The organism is Pseudomonas sp. SMSB3, assembly GCF_052041965.1.
Taxonomy (GTDB): domain Bacteria; phylum Pseudomonadota; class Gammaproteobacteria; order Pseudomonadales; family Pseudomonadaceae; genus Aquipseudomonas.
Genome location: NZ_JBKGGV010000005.1, coordinates 194,994 through 221,357, shown reverse-complemented (window position 1 = coordinate 221,357; position 26,364 = coordinate 194,994). Strand labels below are relative to the sequence as shown.

Here is a 26,364-nt window from a genome sequence, read left to right as displayed (position 1 = left end):
GATTTCGTTCACCGATTGCCTGACGCCCAGCCAGCCATGGCACGGGCGGGAGTTTCCCATGACTGTGCAAAACCCCTTCGGCCAGCCGCTGCTGACGTTTCCCGAACTGGACAAGAGCCCTTTGAGCATCCGCGCCAAGGCGCTGGTGTTCATCGATCCGCGCTCGCAGCAGCTGCGCCAGGCTCTGGAGCGACTGGCGCCGCAGGCGCTTGCGGTGTTGATCCGCGGCGAAACCGGCACCGGCAAGGAGCTGCTGGCGCGGCAGATTCATCGTGCCAGTGATCGTCCCGGTTTATTCGTTTCGGTCAATTGCGCAGGTATCAGCCCGACCTACGCCGATGCCGAATTGTTCGGCTACAGCGCAGGCACCCAGGGCGGTACCGCCAGCAGCCGCGCTGGTTGGTTCGGCTCGGCCAACGGCGGCACCTTGTACCTGGATGAAATCGCCGACCTGCCGCTGGCCATCCAGGGCAAGTTGCTGGCCGCACTGGAAAACCGCGAGGTCACCCGGGTGGGCGCGCAGCAACCACAGCCGGTGGATGTGCGCCTGGTTGCCGCGACCAGCATTGACCTGGCCCGCGTGGTGAAGGCTGGGCGCTTCAACGAACGCCTCTATCAGTACCTGCGTGAGGGCGCCTTGGAGCTACCGCCGCTGCGGGAGCGGCCGGGTGACATCCTGCCCTTGGCCGAGTATTTCGTGGGCATTTACAGCGTACGCTTGCAGCGGCCCCTGGCGCTGATCAGCGAGGCTGCGCAGCGGGTATTGGAAGCACACACCTGGCCCGGCAATACGCGTGAGCTGGAAAACGTCATCCACTCCGCCTTGCTGGTCAATGACAGCGAAGAGCTGCAACCCCATGATCTGGATTCGCTCAACCCGGCGCCCTAGAGAGGCTAAGAAGCAAAATGAGTGATGGCAGTTTGTTTTTGGCATAAGCAGCTAATTAAAAGATATTGTTGCGGCATAAGAATTCTCGGTATCGTCCGCTCCACGCCCAGCGGTGAAACGGTTGGGCACTCGACTTCGCCATCGCAATGGCCCCGATCCAGAACAAGGACCACCATGAAAAAAACCCTGATCACCACTGCACTGGCCGCCGCCTTGTCGTTCGCGGGCCTGGCGTCTGCCGCCGAGAAGCTGGTGGTAGCTGCGACCCCAGTTCCACACGCTGAAATCCTCGAGTTGATCAAGCCAACCCTGGCCAAGGAAGGGGTGGACCTGCAGATCAAGGTCTTTACCGACTACGTGCAGCCGAACGTGCAAGTTGATCAGAAGCGTCTGGATGCCAACTACTTCCAGACCCTGCCATACCTGCAGAGCTTCAACGAAGGCAAGGGCACCCACCTGGAAACGGTGATCGGCGTGCACGTCGAGCCTTTCGGTGGTTACTCGAAGAAGGTCAAGAGCCTGAACGACCTGCCTGAAGGGGCAAGCGTCGCCATTCCCAATGAAGGCAGCAACAGTGGCCGTGCCTTGTTGCTGCTGCAAAAAGCTGGGCTGATTACCCTCAAAGACCCGAAAAATGCGCTGGCGACCCCGAAAGACATCGCCGAGAACCCGAAAAAGCTGAAATTCCGCGAGCTCGAATCGGCCATGCTGCCGCGCGTACTGGATCAGGTCGACCTGGACATGATCAACACCAACTATGCGCTGGAAGCCGGCTTGAATCCGGCCAAGGATGCGCTGGTGATCGAAGGTAGCGACTCGCCTTACGTGAACTTCCTGGTGGCCCGTCCGGACAACAAGAACAGCGAGGCCATGCAGAAGCTGGCCAAGGCGCTGACCAGCCCGGAAGTGAAAGCCTTCATCGCCAAGAAATACCAAGGTGCGGTACTGCCTGCGTTCTGATTGGCTAAGCCGATAAAAAAACGCCGACGCGCTTGCGTCGGCGTTTTTGTTTGCTCAAGGCGCAGGTACCAGACGTAACCGACTCTGCGCACTGATCACGCCCAACTGCGCGCGTTGGTATCTGCCTTCTATATAACCCTCGGCCTGGTCCGAGAAGTGCCGATCGAAAGGCACGCCGCTTTGCCCGACCGGGTTGTTGGTCAGTGCCTGACCGGCATCGGCGAAGTCGACCAGGCGCCGGGTCGAGGGCCCATAGTTGACCGGCCAGGGAGCAGGGCCAAGTTTGGCCGAGAGGTTGTTGGGCACCTCGTGGGTGCCAGGGGCGGCGAACGGCCCGACGTTGAACAGCAGGTTCAGCGGTTTCTGCACGCCTAGCGGATGATTGTGGGTCAGGGTATGGGCTTTGCCCCACTGCCAGCTGGCTGGGTCCTGGCCAAGGGTTTCACGCAGGTGGGCAAGGCTGTTGTGCCAGGCCAGGCGCACGACGGCAGTACGCTCTCCAGGCTGGTCGCTGCCGCGGCTGCGCCACCAGGGCGACTCGGCGTCGGCCGCCAAGCGGGGTAGGGCGGCATCGATGGCGCGAGTGCTGAGCAACAGGGCGAACCAGGTATCGCCCAGCTCATCGTGCAAGGCGCCGTGGGCCAGCTCGTAGAGAAACTGGTTGAACAGCGTGGCACTGGTGGACGTCAGTGGATAGTCGCCACGCCAGCCGGCGAGCTGCTCGACCAGCTCCTTTTCTTCGTCACCCTCGGCCACCTGACGCAGCGTCGCCAACAGCGGCGCAAGGGTACGCGGGCCGTAGTCGCTGGCTGTGTCGAGCTGCAGCGCCTGGCTGTTCTCGGTGTCCCAGCGTATCTGGGGGTTGGCCAGATGACGATCGAGCTGGCGGCCACGGTCGGGGAGGTTGTAATACCCAGGGATCGGCATCGCCGCTGGCGGCTGGTAGTTCGCCGACACGATGTAACCGCTGGCCGGGTTCTCCTGCTGAGGGTTGGCACTGAAAGGATAGAAACCCAGTTTGTCCGCCTCTGCGCTGGCGCCGTCAAGCATGAACGCAGGATTGACACCTTCGGGGCGAATCGGCAACTGCGCCGCTGCCCACCAGCCGATATCGCCGCGGGCGTTGGCCCACACGAAGTTCAGCCCAGGTGACTGCACCTGGCTGGCCGCCGTGCGCATCTTGTCCAGGGTGTCGGCGCGGTTGAGCTGGTAGAAGCCCTGCAGAATAGGGTTTTCGGTTTCCAGAAATGCCCACCACATGGCGATGGGCCTGGCACCGGCAGCTTCGCCCAGCACGTCATTGACGATGGGGCCGTGGGCAGAGCGGCGCAGGTTCACCGTGACCGCAGGTTCGCCCTTGACCCGGATAGTCTGCACGGACTTTTCCAGTGCTTGCCACTGGCCGTCGATCAAGACCTCGTCGGCGTTGGCCGGGTTGGTTGTTTCAACGATCAAGTCGACATCGTCATTCTGGAACATGGTCAGGCTCCAGCCGAAATCGCGGTTGTGGCCGAGCAGGGCGAACGGATTCAATGCTTGAAAGTAGCCGTACAGGTTGAAACCAGGCGCCGACAGCTCGGCTTCGTACCACACCGCTGGCACGGCAAAGCTGATGTGCGGGTCGCCAGCGAGCAGCGGCTTGCCGCTGCGGGTCCGACTGCCGGCGACGACCCAGGCATTACTGCCCTCGAGTTGCGGGATCCCCGCTGCCAGCAGGGCGTCATGACCCGCACGGGCGACCATTTCCAGGCTTTTCCAGTCGGCGGCAGCCAGCGGCGTGGTCAGCGCTCCCTGTGGGGCCCAGTCCAGATCGAAGATCTCCAGGTACTGTGGGCCAAGCTGATCACGAATGTAGGTCAGCGCAGGCTCGGTACGAAACGCGGCGGCGAAGCTGTAGGCCAGGTAGCCGGCAATGCTCAGGGTATCTTCTGCGGTAAAGGGCCGAGGGGTGATGCCGATCAGGTCGAATTCGACCGGCCGAGGGTGGCTGGCCTGCCAGGCGTTGACGCCTTCCAGATACGCCTGCAGGGCCTGCCAGGCGGGCGATTGCTGATCCTGGCGCTGCGCCATCAGCGCGGCCTGCTCACGAATGCGCAGGCTGCGAAACAACGTGTCGGTGGTCAACAGCTTGGCCCCCAGGACTTCGGCCAGTTCGCCGCGGGCCAGGCGGCGCATGATCTCCATCTGGAACAGCCGGTCCTGGGCATGCACGTAGCCCAGGGCCCGGTACAGGTCCGCTTCGCCTTGCGCCTGCAGGTGCGGTACGCCACGGCTGTCGTAGCGCACCGTGACCGGCGCCTGCAAACCCTTCACGGCGACCTCGCCCGCGCGTTGTGGCAGCTTGCCGTGTATGTACCAATAACCGGCACCAGCGCCCACGGCGACTACAAGGGCCAGTACTGACAGGCTGCGCTTCATCGAGACTCCTTGTGCATTCGAGCGGAAACTGTTGTCCGATCATCGACGGATTCGCGAAAAGAGCATAGCCCCTCGGTAGGAGTACCCATGTCCCTCAGCGAAAAACAGAAAATGCTCAGTGGTCAACTGTACCTGGCCAGTTGCCCCGAGCTGAAGGCCGAGCAGATTGCCAGCAAGCATTGGATGCACCGTTACAACAACAGCGTCGAGCTACTCGACGAGGCGCGCAACGGCCTGCTCGCCGAACACTTTGGCCATGTAGGCGAGGGCACGGTGATCCGCCCGCCGTTTCATTGCGACTATGGCTACAACATCAGTGTCGGGCGCAACACGTTCATCAACTTCAATTGCGTGATCCTCGACGTGGTGCCGGTGCGCATCGGCGATGACTGCCAGATCGGCCCCAACGTGCAGATCTATGCGGCAGATCATCCGCTCGACCCTGAAGTACGCCGCAGCGGACTGGAGAGTGGCCGGCCAGTGGTGATTGGCGACAACGTCTGGATTGGCGGAGCGGCGATCATCCTGCCGGGGGTGACGGTTGGCGACAACGCCGTGATTGGGGCTGGGAGCGTGGTGACGCGTGATGTGCCCCCGGGGGCAACCGTAGTGGGTAATCCGGCGCGGGTGCGTCAGCCCGCCCAGGAACAGTAGCAACCGACCGCCAGCGTGTTGGATGCAGTGACCTTGCGCCCCGCCAGCAGCGCCTTGATGATGGGCTCTATGAAGCTGTTGCTGGCATTGCAGACGGCCCCTTCGCTGTAGGGGCCGAAGTACGCCAGATGCCCTTCACGATCCCAGATGGCGACCGCCGGCGATGCTGGCAGTCGTTCGCTGCCGGGCAGGTAGGCGAGAGGCTGCAGGCTGTTCAGGTTGGCCGGCAACTGGCCGTGGCTGCCGGGCTTGTGCACGACGTGGAAGGTCACGCCTTGGCCGGCGAACTGGGTAATCAGGTCGCCCAGGTGCTGCTGGTTGCCAACATTGCAGGGGCAGGCCGGGTCCCAGAAGTGCACGACGCGGATCGGGCCGGGGCCGGCGAGTTCCGTAGGCAAGCGCAGTAAGCTGCCGTCGAATAGCGTGGCCTGCTCGTCGAAGGGCCGCAGGTAGCGGGACTGGAAGCTGCTGTAGGCCAGCCAGAACACCAAGCCGCTCAGCCCGATCGCTGCAATCACCAGTAGCTGTTTGATTCGCTTTGCCATGCTCGATCCGCAGTGCGGGCCGTCAGCGGCCCGAGAAGAAAAGTGCTCAAGCTTGCCACGCCGCCGGCCAGAGCTGAATATCGCAGATCAATTCTCGCCCAGTTGTGGATGTAATCGATGCCCGCCAGCTTTCACCCTGACCTGCTGCGCGCCGAGTTGGCGCCGTTGGCTGCCCGTGCTGCAGTGTCCGAACAGGGCCAGCGCTATCAGCGGTTCTATGGCCTGGACCTGCCAGGGCAGCGCTGGCTGGGTGGTTTCTCAGCGGGGGGATTCGAGCTGGCCGCCCAGGCCTGGCTGCCAGCGCAGGCGGTTGCCACGGTGTTTCTCCTGCACGGTTACTACGATCACATGGGGCTCTATGGGCACGTGGTGCGCTGGGCACTGAACAGCGGCTTTGCGGTAATCAGCTGCGATTTGCCTGGCCACGGACTGTCCAGTGGCGAACGGGCCAGCATCAGCGATTTCGCAATCTATCAGCAGGTGCTCGAAGGGCTTTTCGAGCAGGCTCGAAGCCTGCAGTTGCCGCGCCCATGGCACTTGTGCGGGCAAAGTACCGGCGGCGCGATCGCGGTAGATCATGTGCTGCACCAGGGTGTGCACAGCCCGATCGATGGGCAGGTAATCCTGCTGGCGCCGTTGGTCCGCCCGCGCGCCTGGCACTGGTCGAAGTTCAGCTATCGGGTGCTGCGCCATTTCGTCGACGGCATCGAGCGGCGCTTCAGCGAAAACAGCAACGACCCGGATTTTCTGCCGTTCCTGCAGGCCGATCCATTGCAGCCGCGGCGGTTACCTACGGCCTGGGTCGGGGCCTTGATCGACTGGGTCACGCGCATCGAGGCGGCGCCGCGCAGCACGCGGCAGCCGCTGATCATTCAGGGCCAGGCAGATGGTACCGTGGACTGGCCGTACAACCTGCGGGTGCTCAAAAGCAAGTTCGCCGAGCCGCAGATCCTGATGCTGCCCGATGCCCGTCACCACCTGGCCAATGAGCTGCCAGCCATCCGTCAGCGCTACTTCGAGTTCATCGATCAGCGCCTGGGCTGATCACGGCTGCGTGGGATTCTGACCGACCGCCAGCCCAGCGCGCACTGCGGCGATGGCAGCCTGATAATAGGCCCTGCCTTCGGCCGACTCGGCGAACGTGGCGAACGCTTCCAGCTCGGCATCGGACAGGTTGCGGTAGACATACAGCAGGGTGTTGTTGAGGTCTTCGCCGATCTGGCTCATCAGGCGCTGGCGCTGCCCGTCGAGCAGCCCTTGCGCCTGACCCGCGCCGAACAACCCTGGGATCATCGAGCTAAGACTGTCGGCCGCGACGCCGGCAATCGCCAGGCTGACCTCGGCACCGGCTTCACGCGCCGGCAGGGCCTGGGCCAGGTGGCCGATGATCAGCAGGCGGTCGTCGCTGGCCTGGATCTTCGGCAAGCCTTTGGCGTTCTTGGCCAGTTGATCCTTGCGCGTGGCGAGCAGCTCGGCAGCGACGATCTTGCGCCCCAGGGGCGATTGAAAGAAGGTCAGGGCCGGTGCCGGATCGGGCAGGGCGCTGCGCAGCTTGGCCAAGGCCCGGCTGTCCATGGCCTGGGCCTGGAAACGCTGGTTGCTGTTGCTGACCAACGCCTGGTACACCGCTGGCGGCAGGCTGTTGTGGTAGCGCTGCTGGGCTGCGCTGACGGCATCGGTGAAATGGGCACGCTGGTCGGGCCAACCGGCGGCCTTGTACAGTTGATCGACGCTGTCCGCCCAGGCAGGCATGGTGCAGATCATCAGCACAAGCAGGGAAAACAGACGGCGCATTCAAGACTCCTGTCGACAGGCAGCTATTGTCTGTGGCGCAGTGTCGTTTTGTCGAGCAATCCTGTCGCTTGTCAGCCAAGTGGCGCTGTGCGCCGACAGGGCGAATGGATATGATGCGCGCCATGCCCATCTCCCTTGAAAACCCGATGCTTGCGGCCGTCGTTGACGATCTGGCCACCCATGGCTGGTCGCAGCAGGCGCTCTTTTTGCCTGCCGACCTGGTGCGCGCGCTGGCGACCGAGTGTCGGCGGCGTGATGCAGAGGGCGAACTCAACCCCGCCGGCATCGGCCGCGGTGACGCCCAGGCGGTGCGCGAAAGCATTCGCGGCGACCAGATCCAGTGGATCGATCCTGGCCAGGACGAGGCCTGCGACCGCTATCTGGCGGCAATGGACCAGTTGCGCCTGGCGATCAACCAGGGTTTGTTCCTGGGGCTTGAAGACTTCGAATGCCACTTTGCGCTCTATCCACCAGGCGCTTTCTACCGCCGTCACCTGGACCGTTTCCGCGACGATGACCGGCGCATGGTTTCGGCGGTGCTGTACCTCAACGAGGATTGGCAGCCGGAGCACGGCGGCCAGCTGCGCATGTTCCTGGCCAACGATGTCAACCACGACGTAGAGCCAGTGGCCGGATGCCTGGCGGTGTTTCTGTCTGGCGAAGTTCCACACGAGGTGCTGCCCGCCAGACGCGAGCGCCTATCCCTGACCGGCTGGTTCCGCCGCCGCGGCACAGAGCTTTTTTGAGCGGCAAGCTACAAGCTTCACGGCGTACGCAGGCCTGCTTCTAGCTTGCAGCTTGCCCCTGCCCCTCAGTGGGTGGCGGAGAACCATTTCTGTTCGAGTTCGGCCAGGCGGCCGCTGTCTTTCAGGCGCTGCAAGGCGTTGTTCACGGCGCTTTCGAAGGCCGGATTGTCCTTCTGGAACGGGATCACCATTTTCTGCTCGCCGAAGGCCTGGCTGACGTCCAATGCCCCGCCGGCCGGCGGCGACTCGCTCGACGGCATCAGTGAAATGTCGTACTTGCCCGTTTCAACGCCTGGCAGGGCCTCTGTCGCAGGCGCTTCGATGAATTCGGCGCGCAAGTCCAGCTCGCGGGCCAGTTCCTGACCGACCTCGATGTCGTAGCCGGTGAGGCGCTCGTTTTCCTTGAAGGAGTACGGTGCGTGATCGGCTTGCACGGCAATGCGCAATTCCCCCCGGTCGGCGATTTCGTCTATCAGTTCGGCCTGAGCCAACGGCGTGATCAGTACTGCCAGCAGTACGCCAATGGTCGAACGCATGGAGTGCCCCTTTTTCTTGAATCCAATGAGTAACCTTCGCCGCCATTTTTCCTGAGGCGGTCGAGCGCAGCCTATGACCATCGAGCCTGGGCGAGGTTTAACCCTAACTGAAATATTGATGCCTCGGGGCCACGATTGCTCCAGCCTGCGGCACAAATGAAAAGGGAGGCCACCAGGGCCTCCCTCTACCATGCCGCGGAAAAGGTCAGAACAGTACGCGCGAGCGAATGGTGCCTTTGACCTGCTGCAGTTTTTCCTGAGCCAGGTCGGAGTATTCGGCGTCGACGTCGATGACCACGTAACCGACTTTCTCGTTGGTCTGCAGGAACTGGCCAGAGATGTTGATGCCGTTTTCGGCGAACACCTTGTTGATCTCGCTGAGCACGCCGGGGATGTTCTCGTGGATGTGCAGCAGGCGATGCTTGCCTGGGTGCGCTGGCAGGGCCACTTCCGGGAAGTTGACCGACGACACCGATGTACCGTTGTCGCTGTACTTCACCAGCTTCTCAGCCACTTCCAGACCGATGTTGGCCTGGGCTTCGGCGGTGGAGCCGCCGATGTGCGGGGTCAGGATCACGTTGTCCAGGCCGCGCAGCGGGCTTTCGAACTCTTCATCGTTGGAGCGCGGCTCGACCGGGAACACGTCGATGGCGGCACCGATCAGGTGCTTGTCCTTGATCGCGGCGGCCAGGTGGTCGAGTTCGACCACGGTGCCACGGGCGGCGTTGATCAGGATCGAGCCTTTTTTCATCGCCCGGATTTCCTTCTCGCCGATCATCCACTGGGTGGATGGCAACTCAGGCACGTGCAGCGAAACGATGTCGGCCAGGCCCAGCAGCTCGTTGAGGCTGGTGACTTGCACCGCATTGCCCAGCGGCAGCTTGGTCAGCGGGTCGAAGAAGTACACCTGCATGCCCAGGTTTTCCGCCAATACCGACAACTGCGTACCGATCGAGCCGTAGCCGACGATCCCCAGCTTCTTGCCGCGGATCTCGAACGAGTTGGCCGCGCTCTTGATCCAGCCACCTCGGTGGCAGGACGCGTTTTTCTCAGGGATACCGCGCAGCAGCAAGATGGCCTCGGCAAGCACCAGCTCGGCCACCGAACGGGTATTGGAGTACGGCGCGTTGAACACGGCGATACCGCGTTCGCGCGCAGCTTCCAGGTCGACCTGGTTGGTGCCGATGCAGAAGCAGCCGACGGCGACCAGCTTCTTGGCACAGTCGAAGATTTCTTCGGTCAACTGGGTGCGCGAGCGGATGCCGATGAAATGGGCGTCGGCGATCTTTTCCTTCAGCTCGGCTTCCGGCAACGAACCAGTGAGGTATTCGATGTTGGTGTAGCCGGCAGCCTTGAGGGTATCGACTGCGTTCTGGTGTACACCTTCAAGAAGAAGGAACCGGATCTTGCTCTTGTCGAGAGAAGTCTTGCTCATCTGCGTAAACCTGTATCCCGGAGAAAAAATGGCGAGGGGTGATGCCAGGCGCCAGGGCGTCCTTAGCATGAACAGCGGGGGCGCTATGCTAGCATACGCGACACAATCTGAGCTTATCCCGACAGGTGAAGACTGCTCAGGCTGACTATGAATAAGTCGAGAGTTGCAGCGATGACCCACCCTGCGGTAATTGATGAACTGATGGCCCTTGTCGACCCTGGCAAGGTATTGACCGACCCGGCGTCGCTCGAGGCCTACGGCAAGGACTGGACCAAGCATTACGCGCCAGCGCCGACGGCCGTCGTGTTTCCCAAATCGGTCGAGCAGGTCCAGGCCATCGTGCGCTGGGCCAATGTCCATGGGGTTGCGCTGGTGCCATCGGGCGGGCGCACCGGATTGTCCGGCGGTGCGGTCGCCGCGCACGGCGAAGTGGTCGTGGCGTTCGACCAGATGAACCGGATTCTCGACTTCAATGCCTTCGACCGCACCGTGGTGTGTCAGCCGGGGGTGGTCACCGCTCAATTGCAAGCCTTCGCCCTGGAGCAGGGGCTGTACTATCCAGTGGATTTCGCCTCCAGCGGTTCGAGCCAGATCGGCGGCAACATCGGCACCAACGCGGGCGGCATCAAGGTGATTCGCTACGGCATGACCCGCAACTGGGTGGCCGGCCTGAAAGTCGTCACCGGTCAGGGCGAGTTGCTGGAACTCAACAAAGACCTGATCAAGAACGCCACCGGCTATGATTTGCGCCAGCTGTTCATCGGTGCCGAGGGCACCCTGGGGTTCGTGGTGGAGGCGACCATGCGCCTGGACCGCGCCCCGCGAAATCTCACCGCCATGGTCCTCGGCACGCCGGATTTCGACTCCATCATGCCTGTGCTGCATGCCTTCCAGGGCAAGCTTGACCTGACCGCTTTTGAATTCTTTTCCGACAAGGGCCTGGCCAAGATTCTGGCCCGAGGCGACGTGCCCGCGCCATTCGCCAGCGACTGCCCGTTCTATGCCTTGCTGGAGTTCGAGGCGACTACCGAGCAGGTTGCCGAGCAGGCGCTGGCCACCTTCGAGCACTGCGTCGAACAGGGCTGGGTACTCGATGGCGTGATGAGTCAGAGCGAAACCCAGCTCAACAACCTGTGGAAGCTGCGTGAGTACCTGTCCGAAACCATTTCCCACTGGACGCCCTACAAGAACGACATCTCCGTCACCGTTTCCAAGGTGCCAGCGTTCCTGCGCGACATCGATGCCATCGTCAGCGCCCACTACCCCGATTACGAAGTGGTCTGGTACGGCCATATCGGCGACGGCAACCTGCATCTGAACATCCTCAAGCCCGAGCACATGGACAAGGATGCGTTTTTCGCCTCGTGCACCAAGGTCAACAAATGGGTGTTCGAGATCGTCCAGCGCTATGACGGCTCGATCTCTGCCGAACATGGCGTGGGCATGACCAAGCGCGACTATCTGGGCTACAGCCGCTCCCCCGAAGAAATTGCCTGCATGAAGGCGATAAAGGCCGTGTTCGACCCTAATGGCATCATGAATCCGGGTAAGATCTTCGCTCCTGAACAAAAGCAGTGATCAAAGGAGTCGGCCATGAGTTACCAGCACCAGTACGTAGACGGCACGCGCATCCATTTCCCCCTGGGCAAGGTGGTGTGCATCGGTCGCAACTATGCCGAGCACGCCAGGGAACTGGACAATCCCATTCCTTCCGAACCGCTGCTGTTCATCAAACCGGGCAGCTGCGTGGTGCCGCTCGAAGGTGGGTTCAAGATTCCGACCGACCGTGGTTCCGTGCACTACGAGGCGGAGATCGCCGTGCTGCTGGGCAAGCCGCTGTCGGCTCATGCGTCGGTCGAAGAAGTGCTCGATGCCATCTCTGGTTACGCGCCGGCACTGGACCTGACCTTGCGCGATGTGCAGGCCAAGCTCAAGGAAAAGGGCCTGCCGTGGGAGTTGTGCAAAAGCTTCGATGGCGCCTGCGTGCTGCCGCCGTTCGTCAGCGCCGCCTCCTTTGAAGACGTCACCGACATTCCCGTGCGCCTGACCATCAACGGCGAGGTTCGTCAGGATGGCAACAGCGCGATGATGCTCAACCCCATCGTGCCGATCATCCAGCACATGGCAGCGCAGTTTTCGCTGCAGGCGGGTGACGTGATCCTCACCGGCACCCCGGCCGGGGTAGGGCCATTCAACGTCGGTGATGAACTGGTGCTCGAACTGCCGGGGGTGTGCCGCTTCGAGAGCCGCGTGCGCTGATTGCGCAGGCAGTGGCCTGGCCACGGATAGCGACCAGGCCACTACCCTTTACCGTTTTTTCACACTGCATCGGCATAATGCGCGAACCTCGCTCATCGCTCCAGGACCTTTGCATGTCATCGCCCAGTCACGCCTCCGCCTCCCCCAAGCGTCGTTTCTTCCTGCGCTGGCCATTCGTCGCGGCCGTGTTCGCAGTGATCGCCTATGGCGTATCCGTGGCCATGCACTGGGACGACCGCGGTGCGCTGTGGGTCAAGGAAAGCTTCGAGAGCAGCGCCGAGCGCAGTGAGAGCGTGTGGTTGCCAGACTATCAGGTCGACATCGACGCCAAGGTGCTGCCAGGCATGGAGGACGACGAAGCCTCCGACGTCGCCTTCAACCCGCGCACCCGCACCCTGTTCGCGGTCATGGGCAAGAACCCGTTTCTGGTCGAGCTGAGCCTGGATGGCGATGTGCTGCGCAAGATGCCGCTGCTGGGCTGGAGCAATCCGGAAGGCGTTGCCGTCTTGGAAGACGGCCATCTGGCCATTACCGATGAGCGCTCACACGATCTGACCGTGATCAAGCTCGACGCCCACACCACAGTCCTCAATCATGCTGATTTCCCCAGCTACGACCTGGGCGAGTCGGCCAACAGCAACAAGGGCTTCGAGGGCCTGGCCTGGGACCCGATGCGCCAGCGCCTGGTGATCGGTGAAGAGCGTCCGCCGAAGCTCTACACCTGGAACAGCGACGGCCGCAGCCCGCTCAAGGGCGAGAAACAGCGACTGCCCAGCGACCAACTGGACCTGCGCAACCTGTCGGCCCTGGGGATCGACCCGCGCACCGGCCACCTGCTGGTGCTGTCGGCCGACTCCAACATGCTGCTCGAACTCGACGAGCAAGGCCGGCAGGTCAGCTTCATGACCCTGCTGGGCGGCTTCAACGGCCTGCAAAATACCATTCCCCGCGCCGAAGGCGTGGCCATGGACGAGCAAGGCACGTTGTACATCGTCAGCGAGCCTAACCTGTTCTACCGTTTCAAGAAAAAGCAGTAGCGCGATCGGTCCATGCCGATTTTAAGATTCGCTTCAGTGGCCCATGGTTAGATTCGTCATCTTCTTGTCGAGTCTACCGTGATGCGTCGATCTGTTCGTCTGCCTGTACTGCTGGGGTTGGCTGCGTTGTTGCTTGCCGGGCTGGCCGCCCAGGAGTTTCGCTTGTTCGAACGGGGCTGGTTCAACCTCAAGCAGTGGTGGCAGCCAGCCGCGCAAGGGATTGGCCTCGATCGCTACCGAGTGGTGCTCGAGGCGCAACCTGTCGAGGGGCTGGACGATGATCTCTCCGCGCTGACCTACGACCCGGACCGTAGAACCCTGTTCACCGTCACCAATGCCCGTTCGGAGCTGATCGAGCTGTCGCTGGAGGGGCGCATTCTGCGTCGCGTGCCGCTGACCGGCTTCGGCGATCCGGAGGCGGTGGAGTATGTGGGCCCCAACACCTACGTGATCACCGATGAGCGTCAGCAGCGGCTGATCCTGGTGCGTCTGGAGGACACCACGCCGTTTCTCGATGCCGCCGACGCCGAGCAGTTGAGCCTAGGTATCGGCCTCAATGGCAATAAGGGCTTCGAAGGGCTGGCCTATGACTCGGCCGGGCGCCGTCTGTTCGTGGCCAAGGAGCGCGATCCAATGCTCATCTATCAGATCCACGGGTTTCCCCATCGCGACCCCAAGCAGCCGTATGCGGTGCATGTGGTGCAGGACCGCAAGCGCGATGCGCGGTTGTTCGTGCGCGACCTGTCGAGCTTGCAGTTCGATGAGCGCAGTGGGCACCTGCTGGCGCTTTCTGACGAGTCACGCTTGGTACTGGAGCTGGATGTCGAGGGCAAACCGCTGAGCAGCCTGTCGTTGCGCAAGGGTTATCAGGGTTTGCAGGCGACGGTGCCGCAGGCTGAGGGGATCGCCATGGACGAGCGAGGCACCATCTACATGGTCAGTGAGCCGAACCTGTTCTACGTGTTCAAGCCGCTGGCCGATTGAGCCGCTGCGGGGCAACGCGACTTGCCCCGCAGCAAGCCATCACTGGGCCTTGAGGGTTTTCACGCCTTCGCTGGTGCCCAGCAGCAGCAGATCGGCAGGGCGGGCGGCGAACAGGCCATTGGTGACCACGCCGACGATCGCATTGATCTGCGCTTCGAGCTGCACCGGGTCGGTGATCTGCAGGTTGTGCACATCGAGAATCACGTTGCCGTTGTCGGTGACCACGCCTTCGCGGTACACCGGGTCGCCGCCCAGCTTGACCAACTGACGCGCCACGTGGCTGCGGGCCATTGGAATGACCTCGACCGGCAGCGGGAAGGCACCCAGCACGGGCACCAGCTTGCTACCGTCGGCGATGCAGATGAAGGTCTTGGCCACCGCCGCCACGATCTTCTCGCGCGTCAATGCGGCGCCGCCGCCCTTGATCAGGTTCAGGTGCGCGTCGCTCTCGTCGGCACCATCGACGTAGAACTCCAGCTCACTGACGCTATTGAGCTCATACACCGGGATGCCATGACCCTTCAGACGCTCAGCGGTGGCCTCGGAGCTTGCCACCGCGCCATCGAAGGCGCCCTTGTGCTGGGCCAGCGCGTCGATGAAGAAGTTGGCAGTCGAGCCGGTGCCGACGCCGACGACGCTGTTTTCATCGAGCTTGGGCAGAATGAAGTCGACAGCGGCCTGGGCGACGGCCTGTTTGAGTTGGTCCTGGGTCATGCGGGCTCCGGAAGGGGCAGGGCGGTGTGAAAAGAGCCTAGTATACCGGCTCGGGTGGCTTTGCTGTGGTCGCCCGACGTAGCGCTGCGGTAGACTCGCAGCCCTCGTCCCGCGGCCAGTGATGCTTTCCCGATGCTCGAACAGTACGTCAAGAAGATCCTCACCTCGCGCGTCTACGACGTCGCTGTCGAAACCCCCTTGCACGCTGCCGGGCAGCTGAGCAAGCGGCTGGGCAATCAGATCCTGCTCAAGCGCGAAGACTTGCAGCCGGTGTTCTCGTTCAAGATTCGCGGGGCGTACAACAAGCTCGCGCAACTGACCGAGCAGGAGCTGGCCCGTGGCGTGGTGACCGCCTCGGCCGGCAACCATGCCCAGGGCCTGGCGCTGGCCGCGCGGGAATTGGGCATCAAGGCGACCATCGTGATGCCCAAGACCACACCGGAGATCAAGATCGAAGGCGTGCGCTCGCGTGGCGGCAAGGTCGTGCTGCACGGCGATTCGTTCCCCGAAGCACTGGCCTATTCGCTGAAGCTGGTCGACGAGAAGGGCCTGGTCTATATCCATCCCTACGACGACCCGCACACCATTGCCGGGCAAGGCACCGTGGCCATGGAGATCCTTCGCCAGCACCCTGGCCGTCTGGACGCGATCTTCGTGCCGGTGGGCGGCGGAGGGCTGATTGCCGGCATTGCCGCCTACGTCAAATACCTGCGTCCGGAAATCAAGGTGATCGGCGTCGAACCGGACGACTCCAACTGCCTGCAGGCGGCCATGGCTGCCGGTGAACGGGTGGTGCTGCCGCAGGTCGGTCTGTTCGCCGACGGCGTGGCGGTGGCGCAGATCGGCCAGCATACCTTCGACATCTGCCGGCATTACGTGGATGACGTGGTGACGGTCAGCACCGATGAGATCTGCGCGGCGATCAAGGACATCTATGACGATACCCGCTCGATCACCGAGCCTGCCGGGGCCTTGGGCGTGGCGGGCATCAAGAAATACGTCGAACTCACCGGCGTCAGTGGCCACACCCTGGTCGCCATCGACTCGGGCGCCAACGTCAACTTCGACCGCCTGCGCCACGTGGCCGAGCGCGCCGAACTGGGCGAGAAACGCGAAGCCATCATCGCGGTGACCATTCCCGAGCGCCCCGGTAGCTTCAAAGCGTTTTGCGAGGCCATCGGCAAGCGCCAGATCACCGAATTCAACTACCGCAAGCACACCTCCGACGAGGCGCACATCTTCGTTGGCGTGCAGACGCATCCGGAAAACGACCCACGTGCTGCGTTGGTGCAGAACCTGATCGAGCAGGGCTTCCCGGTCACCGACCTGACCGACAATGAACTGGCCAAGCTGCACATTCGTCACATGGTCGGCGGCCATTCGGCCGGTGCCAGCGATGAAATGGTGCTGCGTTTCGAGTTTCCCGAGCGGCCGGGGGCACTGTTCAACTTCCTCAACAAGCTGGGCGGGCGCTGGAACATTTCGATGTTCCACTATCGCAACCACGGTGCGGCCGACGGCCGCGTGGTGGCCGGCCTGCAGGTGCCTGCCGAGGAACGCCATCTGGTGCCGGCAGCGCTGGCCAAGATCGGTTACCCCTACTGGGACGAGACCGACAACCCGGCGTACACGCTGTTCCTGGGCTGAGCGGCTAAGCTTGGGCTGATGGCCCGTTCGAGGACACCCCAGCATGGAACACCTGACCACCCTGAAAATCCTCCACACCGTCGCCGCCGCGCTGCTGCTGCTCGGCGGGCTGGGCCTGGCGATCTGGACCGTGCGCGGCCGTCGCCGGGGTGACGCCCAAGCCTACGCCAAGCTGCTGCGCCGGCCGTTGCTGTGGGTCTGGCTGGTGATGGTGCTGGCGCTGCTGAGCCTGCCGGTGAGCGGTTGGTGGTTGGTGCATCGGATCGGCTGGCCGCTGGGACAGGCATGGTTACTGGGCTCCAGCATCCTCTACACCCTGGGCGCCGGTGCCGTCTGCTGGTTGCTGGTGCGCTTGAACCGGCTGCGCCAGGTTAAGGCGGTGGGTTTGCGCCTCACGCTGGCCCTGGCCGTGTTCAGCGGCGTTTGCCTGCTTGGCACCGCGGCCCTGATGGGCGCCAAGCCGGTCTGAGCGCGCGCCGGCGCCCCCAAACCCGCGCGATACCTGCAAACATGCCGTGTTCTCTGCGCCGCACATAAGCGTGGCGGGCGCGTTGCTGCGCTCGCAGGCTTTGTGGAACAATGCGGTGACATGCGTTTGCGAGGTTGCTGCCGTGATCGACCCGGATGGTTTTCGCCCCAATGTCGGCATCATTCTGACCAATGATGTCGGGCAGGTGCTATGGGCTCGACGGATCAACCAGGATGCCTGGCAATTCCCACAGGGTGGTATCAACCCTGACGAGACGCCGGAAGATGCCCTGTACCGTGAGCTGAACGAAGAAGTTGGCCTTGAACGCGAAGATGTGGAAATTCTTGCCTGCACCCGCGGCTGGTTGCGTTATCGTTTACCCCAGCGGCTGGTCCGCACCCACAGCCAACCGCTGTGCATCGGCCAGAAGCAGAAATGGTTTTTGCTGCGCCTGGTGAGCAATGAGCAACGGGTGCGGATGGACCTGACCGGCAAGCCTGAGTTCGATGGCTGGCGTTGGGTCAGCTACTGGTATCCGCTGGGCCAGGTGGTGACGTTCAAGCGTGAAGTCTACCGCCGCGCCTTGAAAGAGCTTGCACCGCGTCTTTTGACGCGCGACTGACGACGGAGTTCGACCCCGAGCCATGCTCAATACGCTGCGCAAGATCGTCCAGGAAGTGAACTCCGCCAAAGATCTCAAGACGGCGTTGGGGATCATTGTCTTGCGCGTCAAGGAGGCCATGGGCAGCCAGGTCTGCTCGGTGTATCTGCTCGACCCCGAAACCAATCGCTTCGTACTGATGGCCTCCGAAGGCCTGAACAAGCGCTCCATCGGCAAGGTCAGCATGGCCCCCAACGAAGGCCTGGTTGGCCTGGTCGGTACCCGGGAAGAGCCGCTGAACCTGGAAAACGCCGCCGATCACCCGCGTTACCGCTATTTTGCCGAAACCGGCGAAGAGAAATTCGCCTCCTTCCTCGGTGCGCCGATCATCCACCATCGCCGGGTGGTGGGCGTGCTGGTCATCCAGCAGAAAGAGCGCCGCCAGTTCGACGAGGGCGAAGAAGCCTTCCTGGTGACCATGAGCGCGCAACTGGCCGGGGTCATCGCCCACGCCGAGGCGACCGGCTCGATCCGTGGCCTCGGCCGCCAGGGCAAGGGCATTCAGGAGGCACGCTTCGTCGGTGTGCCAGGCTCGCCGGGCGCAGCTGTCGGGCGTGCGGTGGTGATGCTGCCACCGGCGGACCTGGAAGTGGTGCCGGACAAGACCGTCGATGACATCGATGCGGAGCTGAAACTGTTCCACAACGCCCTCGAAGGGGTGCGTGCCGACATGCGCAAGCTGTCGGCCAAGCTGGCCACCCAGCTGCGCCCGGAAGAGCGCGCCTTGTTCGATGTCTACCTGATGATGCTCGAAGACGCCGCCCTCGGTGGCGAAGTGATCCAGGTCATCAAGACCGGCCAATGGGCCCAGGGCGCGTTGCGCCAGGTGGTTGGCGAGCACGTCAACCGCTTCGAGCTGATGGATGACGACTACCTGCGCGAGCGCGCCTCCGACGTCAAGGACCTGGGCCGGCGCTTGCTGGCGTATTTGCAGGAGGCCCGCTCGCAGTCGCTGGTGTATGCCGAGAACACCATCCTGGTCAGTGAAGAACTGACCCCGGCGATGCTCGGCGAAGTGCCCGAGGGCAAGTTGGTCGGCCTGGTGTCGGTGTTAGGTTCGGGTAACTCCCATGTTGCCATCCTGGCCCGCGCCATGGGCATTCCCACGGTGATGGGCCTGGTCGACCTGCCGTACTCCAAGGTCGATGGCATCGAAATGATCGTCGACGGCTACAAGGGCGAGGTGTTCACCAACCCCAGCGATGTGCTGCGCAAGCAATACAGCGACGTGGTCGAAGAGGAACGCCAGCTGGCCCAGGGCCTCGATGCCCTGCGCGAACTCCCCTGCGTCACCCCTGATGGCCATCGCATGCCGCTGTGGGTCAACACCGGCTTGCTCGCCGATGTCGCCCGCGCTCAACAGCGTGGCGCCGAGGGTGTCGGGCTGTACCGCACCGAAGTGCCGTTCATGATCAATCAACGCTTCCCCAGCGAGAAAGAGCAGCTGGCGATCTATCGTGAACAACTGGCAGCGTTTCACCCCTTGCCAGTGACCATGCGTACCCTCGACATTGGGGGTGACAAGGCGCTTTCGTACTTCCCGATCAAGGAAGAAAACCCGTTTCTGGGCTGGCGCGGCATTCGCGTCACCCTCGATCACCCGGAAATATTCCTGGTCCAGACCCGCGCCATGCTCAAGGCCAGCGAGGGGCTGAACAACCTGCGCATTCTGCTGCCGATGATCTCCGGCATCCACGAGTTGGAAGAAGCATTGCACCTGATCCACCGCGCCTGGGGCGAGGTGCGCGACGAGGGCACCGACGTGCCCATGCCGCCAGTGGGCGTGATGGTGGAGATCCCCGCTGCCGTGTACCAGACCAAGGAACTGGCGCGCCAGGTGGATTTCCTCTCGGTCGGCTCCAACGACCTGACGCAATACCTGCTGGCAGTCGACCGCAACAACCCGCGGGTTGCCGACCTGTACGATTACCTGCACCCGGCCGTGCTTCAGGCGCTCAACACCGTGGTGCGAGATGCCCACGGCGAGGGCAAGCCGGTGAGCATCTGTGGCGAGATGGCGGGCGACCCGGCGGCAGCGATCCTGCTCATGGCCATGGGCTTCGACAGCCTGTCGATGAACGCCACCAACCTGCCGAAGGTGAAGTGGATGTTGCGTCAGGTGAACATGAGCCGCGCCAAGGAGCTTCTGGAAGAAGCGCTGAGTCACGACAACCCGCAAGTTATCCACAGCTCGCTGCAACTGGCGCTGAAGAACCTTGGCCTGGCACGCATGATCGGGCCAGGCGCCAACAAGCCCCTCTGATTGGCGGAGGTTGCCTGGCGGGCTATTGGCCCGCCAGCCAGGCAGGCTCATACCTCCAGGCTGACCTCCCGCAGTTGGCCGCCGAAGGGGCCGAAACTGCGCTCGACCAGTCGCCTTGTTCCCTGATCATCGACCATTAACACGGTGCTGGCCCGGGTGCCGTAGGTCTGGCTGGCGATGAACACACTCGAGAGCAGTTTCTCTGTCGCCATGCCCACCCCCGTCTCTGGCAACTCCGCGTCCGCCGCTGGCGCGTCATCGGCCAGCAACTCCAGCAAACGCTGTGGATCTGCTGCGTCCAGCAGGCGCTCAAGCCCGCTGCGTGCCTTGATCAGCTTCGGCCATGGCGTATCCAGGCCGGCATTGGACAGCCCGTAGGTCCCGGGCTGGAGCAAACGTGGCATGCCCTGCCGGGCGTTCAGGTAAGCCAACTGGTGATGATCGCCAGCCAGCAGATTGAAGCCGCTATAGAGCCCTCGACGGCTGGCCACCTGTTCAAGGTAAGCCGTTACGCTGAGCGTGCCTTGCAGGTAGGCGGCCACCAGTTCGCCACGCGAGCGCGAGCCAAGCGGCTGGCCTGGCTCCCGGATATTGGTGAGGGCCGCAAAACGTCCCTGCGGACCGACGCCCAGCCAGGTACCGCCCGCTTCCAGGTCACGCCCCGCGTACACCCCAGGTGCATCTTCCCAAGTTGCCAGGGCCTGAGTGGGGCGAGCATAGAATTCATCGCGGTTGGCGGCAACGATCAGCGGCAGGGCATGCCCCGGCCGCCAGGCAAAAACGATCAGGCACATCGCTTGGGGCCTCCGTGTGTTTTGCCCACTGTACCCACTGAACAGGCAGCGATCCATCCTGTCACAGAGTTCACTAGAGGCCCGGGGTCGGCTTCCGTTACCATGCCGGATCGTTTTCTCGGGGAAGCCGAATGGAATTCGTGCTCTATCTGCTCTTGGGCGCTTGCGCCGGCGTGCTGGCCGGCCTGTTCGGTGTGGGTGGCGGCATCATCATCGTGCCGGTGCTCGTGTACAGCTTCACCTTGCAAGGCTTCGATCCCTCGGTGCTGACCCACCTGGCGGTGGGCACTTCGCTGGCGACCATCGTCTTCACGTCGATCAATGCCGTGCGCGAGCACCACCGCAAAGGGGCGGTGCAATGGCCGATCTTCGCCTGGATGACGCTGGGCATCCTCATCGGTGCCGGTATCGGCGCCAAGACCGCATCGTTGATACAAGGGCCGCAGTTGCAGAAGATCATCGGCGTCTTTGCCTTGATCGTCGCTGCGCAAATGGCGCTGGATCTCAGGCCCAAGGCCAGCGGCGGCAAGCCTGGCAAGCCCGCGCTGATGGGGGCTGGCGCAGTGATCGGCTGGGCTTCGGCAATCTTCGGTATCGGCGGCGGCTCGCTGACCGTGCCATTTCTGACCTGGCGCAGCCTGCCGATGCAGCAGGCGGTCGCTACATCTTCGGCCTGTGGCCTGCCGATCGCGGTGGCCAGCGCCTTGAGTTTCATGCTGTTGGGTTGGCACGATGCCGATCTGCCGCCCCACAGCCTGGGTTACGTGTACTTGCCGGCGTTGATCGGCATCGCCGTGACCAGCATGTTTTTCGCCCGCTTCGGCGCACGCCTGGCACACCGGTTGTCGCCACGGCTGTTGAAACGCCTGTTCGCAGCCTTGCTGTTCTGCGTAGGCCTCAGCTTTCTGATTTGAACCAAGAGGACGTTCCATGCTGCCTTACCCGCAGATAGACCCCGTTGCCGTAGCGCTCGGGCCCCTGAAAATCCACTGGTACGGCCTGATGTACCTGGTCGGCATCGGCGGTGCCTGGCTGCTGGCCTCGCGTCGGCTGCATCGCTTCGATCCCACCTGGAACCGCGAAAAGCTGTCCGACCTGGTGTTCTGGTTATCGATGGGGGTGATCGTTGGCGGGCGCCTGGGCTATGTACTGTTCTACGACCTGCACGCCTACCTGGCCAACCCGACGCTGATCTTCGAGGTATGGAAAGGTGGCATGTCGTTCCACGGTGGCTTCATCGGCGTGATGCTGGCTGCCTTGTGGTTTGGCAAACGCAATAACAAGTCGTTCTTCGAGCTGATGGACTTCGTCGCGCCGCTGGTGCCGATCGGCCTGGGGGCAGGGCGCATCGGCAACTTCATCAATGCCGAGCTGTGGGGCAAAGCCACTGACGTGCCGTGGGCGATGGTATTCCCACCGTTCAGCGATCCGGCGCAACTGCCGCGTCACCCCTCGCAGTTGTATCAATTCGCCCTGGAAGGCGTGGCGCTGTTCGTCATCTTGTGGCTGTACTCGCGCAAGCCGCGGCCAACCATGGCGGTGTCCGGCATGTTTGCGCTGTTCTACGGGATCTTCCGTTTCGTCGTCGAGTTCGTCCGCGTACCCGATGCGCAGCTGGGCTACATCGCCTGGGGTTGGTTGACCATGGGTCAGATTCTCTGCGTGCCGATGATCCTCGCTGGCCTTGGCCTGATCTGGTGGGCTTATAATCGCAAACCCACGGCGAAAACCGCCTGATTTTTTCCACGGCAGGGGTGATCCCTCTGCCGTTTTTGTTACAGGTAAGCCATGAAACAGTATCTGGACCTGGTCCGCGACGTCATCGACAACGGTACGCTGCAAGAAAACCGTACCGGCATCCGCACCATCAGTCTGCCGGGCGCCATGCTGCGTTTCGACCTGCAGAAGGGCTTTCCGGCCATTACCACGCGCAAGCTGGCCTTCAAGTCGGCGATCGGCGAAATGGTCGGTTTTCTGCGTGGCGTAAAGAACGCCGGCGAATTCCGCGACCTGGGGTGCAAGGTCTGGGACCAGAACGCCAACGAAAACGCCCAGTGGCTGGCCAACCCGTTCCGCCAGGGGCATGACGATCTCGGCGAGATCTACGGTGTACAGTGGCGCCAATGGCCCGGCTACAAGCGCATCGCGCTGAGCAACCCGGCCGCCATCGAGATGGCCCAGCAGGCAGGTTTTCGTCGCATCGCCCAGGATGAGGAGCACGGCGAAGCCTTCGTCGTGATGTACAAGGCGATCGACCAGGTACGCCAGTGCCTGGACACCATCGTCAACGACCCAGGCAGCCGACGCATCCTGTTCCACGGCTGGAACTGCGCCCAGCTCGATGAAATGGCCCTGCCGCCCTGCCATCTGCTGTACCAGTTCCATCCAAATGTGCAGACCAGGGAAATTTCCCTGACCCTCTACATTCGCTCCAATGACCTGGGCCTGGGCACGCCGTTCAACCTCACCGAAGGCGCGGCGCTGCTGTCGCTGTTCGGTCGCCTGACGGGCTACACCCCGCGCTGGTTCACCTACTTCATTGGCGATGCCCACGTCTATGAAAACCACCTGGAGATGCTCAACGAGCAGCTCAAGCGCGAGCCGCTGGAGGCACCCAAGCTGGTAATCAGTGACCGCGTGCCGGCATTCGCCACGACCGGCAAGTACGAGCCGCAATGGCTGGAACTGATCGAGCCGAGTGATTTCAGCCTGCAAGGCTATGAACATCACGCGCCGATGACGGCGCCGATGGCGGTTTGACGGGCCTGTACGCCCGGAGGTGAGCCTCTGCGGGCTCGCCTCAATGCCCATGACTCCTGCCGACATGGGAGTGTTCCACGTCGGGCATCGATACTGCACCGTTGGTTTCCAGTTGCTGCAAGATCGCGCATTCGTTTCCCTGGGCGTTGCAGCGCCTGCGCAATTCCACCAGTTGCGCCTGCAAGGCCACCAGCCCGTCGATCCTCGCTTGAACGTGCTCGATATGCTCATCGATCAGCGCATTGACGCTGCCGCATGCGCCCTCGGGGCTGTCGCGCAGGCGCAGCAGGCTGCGGATTTCGTCCAGGGTCATGTCGAGGGTGCGGCAGTTGCGAATGAAGGTCAGGCGCTCGACGTGGGCCTGGGTGTACTGTCGATAATTGCCCTCGGTGCGCGCGGGCGCCGGCAGCAACTGCTCGCGCTCGTAGTAGCGAATGGTTTCCACGGCGCAATCAGTCGCTTTGGCCAATTCTCCGATCTTCATCACGGCATCTCCACAACATGGCTTGACCCTATAGTGGCTACAGGGTGTTCACTTGGCAACAGGCTCACCTTAAGGATGTCCCATGAACTCGCCTGTCAGCCATGACCACACGCATGACCATCACGCCCATCGCTGCTGCAGCGCTGCGCCGGCCCCTGCTACCGTGCAACTGCGCGAGCAGACCAGCGCTCACGCCCGGCTCAGCCGTTTCCGCATCGACGCCATGGACTGCCCTACCGAGCAAAGCCTGATTCAGGACAAGCTCGGCAAGCTGGCGGGTATCGAGCAGCTGGAATTCAACCTGCTCAATCGCGTGCTTGGCGTGCATCACACCCTGGCCGATACGGGCGATATCGAGCGGGCGATCGCCAGCCTCGGCATGCACGCCGAACCGCTCGACGGCGCCGATGCGGCCTCGACCCCGGCAGCTGCGCCGCCGCGCCGCTGGTGGCCACTGGCGCTGTCGGGTGTGGCCGCCCTCGCCGCCGAGATAGTCCATTTCGCCGCATTAGGCCCTGAATGGCTGGTCGCCCTGCTGGCGTTGCTGGCAATCATCGGCTGCGGTTTGGGCACCTACAAAAAGGGCTGGATCGCCCTGAAAAACCTCAATCTCAACATCAACGCGCTGATGAGCATCGCCGTCACCGGTGCGGTGCTGATCGGCCAATGGCCCGAGGCGGCCATGGTCATGGTGCTGTTCACCGTGGCCGAGCTGATCGAGGCGCGCTCGCTGGACCGGGCGCGCAATGCCATTGGCGGGCTGATGCGACTGGCGCCGGACATGGCCACCGTGCAGCAGGCCGATGGCACGTGGCAGGAGGTGGCGGTCGGCGCGGTGGCGCTGGGTGCCTTGGTGCGGGTGCGCCCGGGCGAACGCATCGGGCTGGATGGCGACGTGGTGCAAGGGCAGTCCAGCGTTGACCAGGCGCCGATCACTGGCGAAAGCTTGCCTGTGGAAAAGAGCATTGGTGACAAGCTGTTCGCCGGCACCATCAACCAGGCCGGCGCGTTGCACTATCGCGTCACGGCCGCCGCCGGTCAGTCGACCCTGGCACGCATCATCAAGGCAGTCGAAGACGCCCAGGGCGCGCGAGCGCCAACTCAACGCTTCGTCGACCGTTTCTCGCGCATCTATACCCCGGCGGTATTCCTCGTCGCCCTGGCAGTAGCGGTGCTGCCGCCGCTGTTCATGGCGGGCGCCTGGTTCGACTGGGTCTATCGCGCCTTGGTGCTGCTGGTGGTGGCGTGCCCCTGCGCGCTGGTGATCTCTACGCCGGTAACCATCGTCAGCGGCCTGGCGGCGGCCGCGCGCAAGGGCATTCTGATCAAGGGCGGTGTGTACCTGGAGGGTGGGCGCAAACTGGATTATCTGGCGTTGGACAAGACCGGCACGCTGACCCACGGCAAACCCGTGCAAACCGACATGAAGGTGCTCGATCCGGCGTTCGAGGGGCATGCCCAAGCGCTGGCGGCAAGCCTGGCCGAGCGCTCCGACCACCCGGTTTCGGGCGCTATTGCCCAGCTGGCCAAGGCGCAGCGCTTGCCGTTGAGTGAGGTGAGTGACTTTGTCGCCTTGGCCGGCCGTGGCGTGCGTGGCGAAATTGCCGGGCAGACCTACCACCTGGGCAACCACCGCCTGGTGGAAGAGCTAGGTTTGTGCTCCCCGGCACTCGAAGCGCAGCTCGAGACCTTGGAGCGTCAAGGCAAGTCCGTGGTCCTGCTGCTTGACCAGGGTGGGCCGCTGGCTGTGTTCGCGGTGGCTGACACGGTCAAGGACAGCAGTCGTCAAGCCATCGCCGAGCTGCACGCGCTGGGGATCAAGACCGTCATGCTGACCGGGGACAATCCGCATACTGCCCAGGCGATTGCCGAGCAAGTTGGCATCGACCGCGCCGAGGGCAACCTGCTGCCGGCCGACAAGCTGCAACGCATCGAACAGCTCTACGGCGCAGGTCACCGTGTCGGCATGGTGGGCGATGGCATCAACGATGCGCCCGCTCTGGCCCGCGCTGAGATTGGCTTTGCCATGGCGGCAGCCGGTACCGACACCGCCATCGAGACTGCCGATGTGGCACTGATGGATGACGACCTGCGCAAGATTCCGGCCTTCGTCAGGCTGTCGCGGCAAAGCGCAACGATCCTGACGCAGAACATCGTGTTGGCGCTGGGCATCAAGGCGATTTTCCTGGCAATTACCTTCGCTGGCATGGCTACCATGTGGATGGCTGTGTTCGCCGACATGGGTGTAAGCCTCTTGGTGGTATTCAACGGCTTGCGTCTTCTGCGCAAATAAGGCCACCCCCGGCGGTTGCTGG

At 63.0% G+C, this 26,364-nt stretch carries 25 protein-coding genes; 17 read left to right on the top strand and 8 right to left on the bottom strand.

Annotation, left to right across the window (positions count from 1 at the left end; all coding sequences use genetic code 11):
* The first annotated feature begins 58 nt into the window (after nt 1-58).
* Together ACLEJW_RS11360 and ACLEJW_RS11355 are read left to right on the top strand one after the other, a co-directional pair.
* A complete protein-coding gene (locus ACLEJW_RS11360; RefSeq protein WP_440777553.1) occupies nt 59-889 on the top strand; it encodes a sigma 54-interacting transcriptional regulator in 831 nt (276 codons plus the stop codon).
* 174 nt (nt 890-1,063) lie between these two features.
* Complete coding sequence (locus tag ACLEJW_RS11355) at nt 1,064-1,849, top strand: MetQ/NlpA family ABC transporter substrate-binding protein (protein WP_145191108.1); 786 nt, start codon at nt 1,064-1,066, stop codon at nt 1,847-1,849.
* Between the two features lie 54 nt (nt 1,850-1,903).
* On the opposite strand, the gene ACLEJW_RS11350 is transcribed toward ACLEJW_RS11355, so the two are convergent.
* Entirely contained in the window at nt 1,904-4,267 is a 2,364-nt protein-coding gene (locus tag ACLEJW_RS11350) for a penicillin acylase family protein (protein ID WP_440777552.1), read from the bottom strand.
* A gap of 87 nt (nt 4,268-4,354) precedes the next feature.
* Here ACLEJW_RS11350 and ACLEJW_RS11345 point away from each other — a divergent pair, with 87 nt between their 5' ends.
* Nucleotides 4,355-4,921 carry a sugar O-acetyltransferase gene (locus ACLEJW_RS11345; RefSeq protein WP_440777551.1) on the top strand — a complete coding sequence of 189 codons (567 nt, stop codon included), beginning with the start codon at nt 4,355-4,357 and terminating at the stop codon, nt 4,919-4,921.
* Here ACLEJW_RS11345 and ACLEJW_RS11340 read toward each other — a convergent pair.
* A complete protein-coding gene (locus ACLEJW_RS11340) occupies nt 4,900-5,466 on the bottom strand; it encodes a DUF6436 domain-containing protein (protein ID WP_145191117.1) in 567 nt (188 codons plus the stop codon). The two genes, ACLEJW_RS11345 and ACLEJW_RS11340, sit on opposite strands and share 22 nt — an antisense overlap.
* 117 nt (nt 5,467-5,583) lie before the next feature.
* Here ACLEJW_RS11340 and ACLEJW_RS11335 point away from each other — a divergent pair, with 117 nt between their 5' ends.
* Nucleotides 5,584-6,510, top strand: coding sequence for an alpha/beta hydrolase (locus ACLEJW_RS11335; RefSeq protein ID WP_440777550.1), 927 nt, complete (start codon nt 5,584-5,586; stop codon nt 6,508-6,510).
* On the opposite strand, the gene ACLEJW_RS11330 is transcribed toward ACLEJW_RS11335, so the two are convergent.
* Nucleotides 6,511-7,260, bottom strand: a complete 750-nt coding sequence (locus ACLEJW_RS11330; RefSeq protein WP_145191123.1) for a DUF2059 domain-containing protein — start codon at nt 7,258-7,260, stop codon at nt 6,511-6,513.
* Nucleotides 7,261-7,370: 110 nt separating this feature from the next.
* Between ACLEJW_RS11330 and ACLEJW_RS11325 the strand changes: the two genes are divergently transcribed.
* Entirely contained in the window at nt 7,371-8,006 is a 636-nt protein-coding gene (locus ACLEJW_RS11325; RefSeq protein ID WP_313458215.1) for a 2OG-Fe(II) oxygenase, read from the top strand.
* 65 nt (nt 8,007-8,071) lie between these two features.
* Here ACLEJW_RS11325 and ACLEJW_RS11320 read toward each other — a convergent pair whose 3' ends face one another.
* Both ACLEJW_RS11320 and serA read right to left on the bottom strand, forming a co-directional pair.
* Nucleotides 8,072-8,542 carry a substrate-binding periplasmic protein gene (locus ACLEJW_RS11320; protein ID WP_145191126.1) on the bottom strand — a complete coding sequence of 157 codons (471 nt, stop codon included), beginning with the start codon at nt 8,540-8,542 and terminating at the stop codon, nt 8,072-8,074.
* A gap of 205 nt (nt 8,543-8,747) precedes the next feature.
* Entirely contained in the window at nt 8,748-9,977 is a 1,230-nt protein-coding gene (gene serA / locus ACLEJW_RS11315) for a phosphoglycerate dehydrogenase (protein WP_145191129.1), read from the bottom strand.
* Nucleotides 9,978-10,148: 171 nt separating this feature from the next.
* Here serA and ACLEJW_RS11310 point away from each other — a divergent pair, with 171 nt between their 5' ends.
* From ACLEJW_RS11310 to ACLEJW_RS11295, 4 genes are all read left to right on the top strand, one after another.
* Complete coding sequence (locus tag ACLEJW_RS11310; RefSeq protein ID WP_313297772.1) at nt 10,149-11,555, top strand: FAD-binding oxidoreductase; 1,407 nt, start codon at nt 10,149-10,151, stop codon at nt 11,553-11,555.
* A gap of 15 nt (nt 11,556-11,570) precedes the next feature.
* Nucleotides 11,571-12,236, top strand: coding sequence for a fumarylacetoacetate hydrolase family protein (locus ACLEJW_RS11305; RefSeq protein WP_313297775.1), 666 nt, complete (start codon nt 11,571-11,573; stop codon nt 12,234-12,236).
* Between the two features lie 113 nt (nt 12,237-12,349).
* Nucleotides 12,350-13,273, top strand: coding sequence for an SdiA-regulated domain-containing protein (locus ACLEJW_RS11300; RefSeq protein WP_145191138.1), 924 nt, complete (start codon nt 12,350-12,352; stop codon nt 13,271-13,273).
* Nucleotides 13,274-13,354: 81 nt separating this feature from the next.
* A complete protein-coding gene (locus tag ACLEJW_RS11295) occupies nt 13,355-14,257 on the top strand; it encodes an SdiA-regulated domain-containing protein (protein ID WP_313458098.1) in 903 nt (300 codons plus the stop codon).
* Between the two features lie 39 nt (nt 14,258-14,296).
* Here the strand turns inward: ACLEJW_RS11295 and rpiA are convergent, their stop codons facing one another.
* Nucleotides 14,297-14,971, bottom strand: a complete 675-nt coding sequence (gene rpiA / locus ACLEJW_RS11290) for a ribose-5-phosphate isomerase RpiA (RefSeq protein ID WP_145191146.1) — start codon at nt 14,969-14,971, stop codon at nt 14,297-14,299.
* A gap of 132 nt (nt 14,972-15,103) precedes the next feature.
* Here rpiA and ilvA point away from each other — a divergent pair, with 132 nt between their 5' ends.
* The 4 genes from ilvA (at nt 15,104) to ptsP (ending at nt 20,011) form a co-directional block, all read left to right on the top strand.
* Complete coding sequence (gene ilvA, locus ACLEJW_RS11285; RefSeq protein WP_145191149.1) at nt 15,104-16,618, top strand: threonine ammonia-lyase, biosynthetic; 1,515 nt, start codon at nt 15,104-15,106, stop codon at nt 16,616-16,618.
* Between the two features lie 43 nt (nt 16,619-16,661).
* The gene (locus ACLEJW_RS11280) at nt 16,662-17,087 is read left to right on the top strand and encodes a DUF2269 family protein (RefSeq protein WP_440777549.1); all 426 of its coding nucleotides are present in this window, start codon (nt 16,662-16,664) and stop codon (nt 17,085-17,087) included.
* Between the two features lie 142 nt (nt 17,088-17,229).
* Nucleotides 17,230-17,709, top strand: a complete 480-nt coding sequence (locus tag ACLEJW_RS11275) for an RNA pyrophosphohydrolase (RefSeq protein ID WP_145191153.1) — start codon at nt 17,230-17,232, stop codon at nt 17,707-17,709.
* Between the two features lie 22 nt (nt 17,710-17,731).
* On the top strand, nt 17,732-20,011 hold the full coding sequence (gene ptsP / locus ACLEJW_RS11270; RefSeq protein WP_145191156.1) for a phosphoenolpyruvate--protein phosphotransferase: 2,280 nt from the start codon (nt 17,732-17,734) through the stop codon (nt 20,009-20,011).
* Between the two features lie 47 nt (nt 20,012-20,058).
* Here the strand turns inward: ptsP and ACLEJW_RS11265 are convergent, their stop codons facing one another.
* Nucleotides 20,059-20,805 (bottom strand): NRDE family protein, encoded by a 747-nt coding sequence (locus ACLEJW_RS11265; RefSeq protein ID WP_440777548.1) that lies wholly within the window; start codon nt 20,803-20,805, stop codon nt 20,059-20,061.
* Between the two features lie 131 nt (nt 20,806-20,936).
* On the opposite strand from ACLEJW_RS11265, the gene ACLEJW_RS11260 reads away from it, so the two are divergent.
* The 3 genes from ACLEJW_RS11260 to ACLEJW_RS11250 are packed head-to-tail and all read left to right on the top strand — an operon-like array spanning nt 20,937 to nt 23,565.
* Nucleotides 20,937-21,719 (top strand): sulfite exporter TauE/SafE family protein, encoded by a 783-nt coding sequence (locus ACLEJW_RS11260; protein ID WP_440777547.1) that lies wholly within the window; start codon nt 20,937-20,939, stop codon nt 21,717-21,719.
* A gap of 16 nt (nt 21,720-21,735) precedes the next feature.
* The gene (lgt, locus tag ACLEJW_RS11255; protein ID WP_145191165.1) at nt 21,736-22,542 is read left to right on the top strand and encodes a prolipoprotein diacylglyceryl transferase; all 807 of its coding nucleotides are present in this window, start codon (nt 21,736-21,738) and stop codon (nt 22,540-22,542) included.
* A 51-nt stretch (nt 22,543-22,593) separates the two neighbouring features.
* Nucleotides 22,594-23,565, top strand: a complete 972-nt coding sequence (locus ACLEJW_RS11250; RefSeq protein ID WP_313458088.1) for a thymidylate synthase — start codon at nt 22,594-22,596, stop codon at nt 23,563-23,565.
* 40 nt (nt 23,566-23,605) lie between these two features.
* On the opposite strand, the gene cadR is transcribed toward ACLEJW_RS11250, so the two are convergent.
* Nucleotides 23,606-24,049, bottom strand: a complete 444-nt coding sequence (gene cadR, locus ACLEJW_RS11245) for a Cd(II)/Pb(II)-responsive transcriptional regulator (protein WP_313297805.1) — start codon at nt 24,047-24,049, stop codon at nt 23,606-23,608.
* A gap of 82 nt (nt 24,050-24,131) precedes the next feature.
* On the opposite strand from cadR, the gene ACLEJW_RS11240 reads away from it, so the two are divergent.
* Nucleotides 24,132-26,342 carry a heavy metal translocating P-type ATPase gene (locus ACLEJW_RS11240; RefSeq protein WP_313458085.1) on the top strand — a complete coding sequence of 737 codons (2,211 nt, stop codon included), beginning with the start codon at nt 24,132-24,134 and terminating at the stop codon, nt 26,340-26,342.
* The last annotated feature ends 22 nt before the right edge of the window (nt 26,343-26,364 follow it).

Bases quoted from the DNA above. Each gene is read 5' to 3' on its own strand.
- ACLEJW_RS11360 (WP_440777553.1), top strand. From the start codon at position 59: ATGACTGTGCAAAACCCCTTCGGCCAGCCGCTGCTGACGTTTCCCGAA.
- ACLEJW_RS11355 (WP_145191108.1), top strand. From the start codon at position 1,064: ATGAAAAAAACCCTGATCACCACTGCACTGGCCGCCGCCTTGTCGTTC.
- ACLEJW_RS11350 (WP_440777552.1), bottom strand. From the start codon at position 4,267: ATGAAGCGCAGCCTGTCAGTACTGGCCCTTGTAGTCGCCGTGGGCGCT.
- ACLEJW_RS11345 (WP_440777551.1), top strand. From the start codon at position 4,355: ATGTCCCTCAGCGAAAAACAGAAAATGCTCAGTGGTCAACTGTACCTG.
- ACLEJW_RS11340 (WP_145191117.1), bottom strand. From the start codon at position 5,466: ATGGCAAAGCGAATCAAACAGCTACTGGTGATTGCAGCGATCGGGCTG.
- ACLEJW_RS11335 (WP_440777550.1), top strand. From the start codon at position 5,584: ATGCCCGCCAGCTTTCACCCTGACCTGCTGCGCGCCGAGTTGGCGCCG.
- ACLEJW_RS11330 (WP_145191123.1), bottom strand. From the start codon at position 7,260: ATGCGCCGTCTGTTTTCCCTGCTTGTGCTGATGATCTGCACCATGCCT.
- ACLEJW_RS11325 (WP_313458215.1), top strand. From the start codon at position 7,371: ATGATGCGCGCCATGCCCATCTCCCTTGAAAACCCGATGCTTGCGGCC.
- ACLEJW_RS11320 (WP_145191126.1), bottom strand. From the start codon at position 8,542: ATGCGTTCGACCATTGGCGTACTGCTGGCAGTACTGATCACGCCGTTG.
- serA (WP_145191129.1), bottom strand. From the start codon at position 9,977: ATGAGCAAGACTTCTCTCGACAAGAGCAAGATCCGGTTCCTTCTTCTT.
- ACLEJW_RS11310 (WP_313297772.1), top strand. From the start codon at position 10,149: ATGACCCACCCTGCGGTAATTGATGAACTGATGGCCCTTGTCGACCCT.
- ACLEJW_RS11305 (WP_313297775.1), top strand. From the start codon at position 11,571: ATGAGTTACCAGCACCAGTACGTAGACGGCACGCGCATCCATTTCCCC.
- ACLEJW_RS11300 (WP_145191138.1), top strand. From the start codon at position 12,350: ATGTCATCGCCCAGTCACGCCTCCGCCTCCCCCAAGCGTCGTTTCTTC.
- ACLEJW_RS11295 (WP_313458098.1), top strand. From the start codon at position 13,355: ATGCGTCGATCTGTTCGTCTGCCTGTACTGCTGGGGTTGGCTGCGTTG.
- rpiA (WP_145191146.1), bottom strand. From the start codon at position 14,971: ATGACCCAGGACCAACTCAAACAGGCCGTCGCCCAGGCCGCTGTCGAC.
- ilvA (WP_145191149.1), top strand. From the start codon at position 15,104: ATGCTCGAACAGTACGTCAAGAAGATCCTCACCTCGCGCGTCTACGAC.
- ACLEJW_RS11280 (WP_440777549.1), top strand. From the start codon at position 16,662: ATGGAACACCTGACCACCCTGAAAATCCTCCACACCGTCGCCGCCGCG.
- ptsP (WP_145191156.1), top strand. From the start codon at position 17,732: ATGCTCAATACGCTGCGCAAGATCGTCCAGGAAGTGAACTCCGCCAAA.
- ACLEJW_RS11265 (WP_440777548.1), bottom strand. From the start codon at position 20,805: ATGTGCCTGATCGTTTTTGCCTGGCGGCCGGGGCATGCCCTGCCGCTG.
- ACLEJW_RS11260 (WP_440777547.1), top strand. From the start codon at position 20,937: ATGGAATTCGTGCTCTATCTGCTCTTGGGCGCTTGCGCCGGCGTGCTG.
- lgt (WP_145191165.1), top strand. From the start codon at position 21,736: ATGCTGCCTTACCCGCAGATAGACCCCGTTGCCGTAGCGCTCGGGCCC.
- ACLEJW_RS11250 (WP_313458088.1), top strand. From the start codon at position 22,594: ATGAAACAGTATCTGGACCTGGTCCGCGACGTCATCGACAACGGTACG.
- cadR (WP_313297805.1), bottom strand. From the start codon at position 24,049: ATGAAGATCGGAGAATTGGCCAAAGCGACTGATTGCGCCGTGGAAACC.
- ACLEJW_RS11240 (WP_313458085.1), top strand. From the start codon at position 24,132: ATGAACTCGCCTGTCAGCCATGACCACACGCATGACCATCACGCCCAT.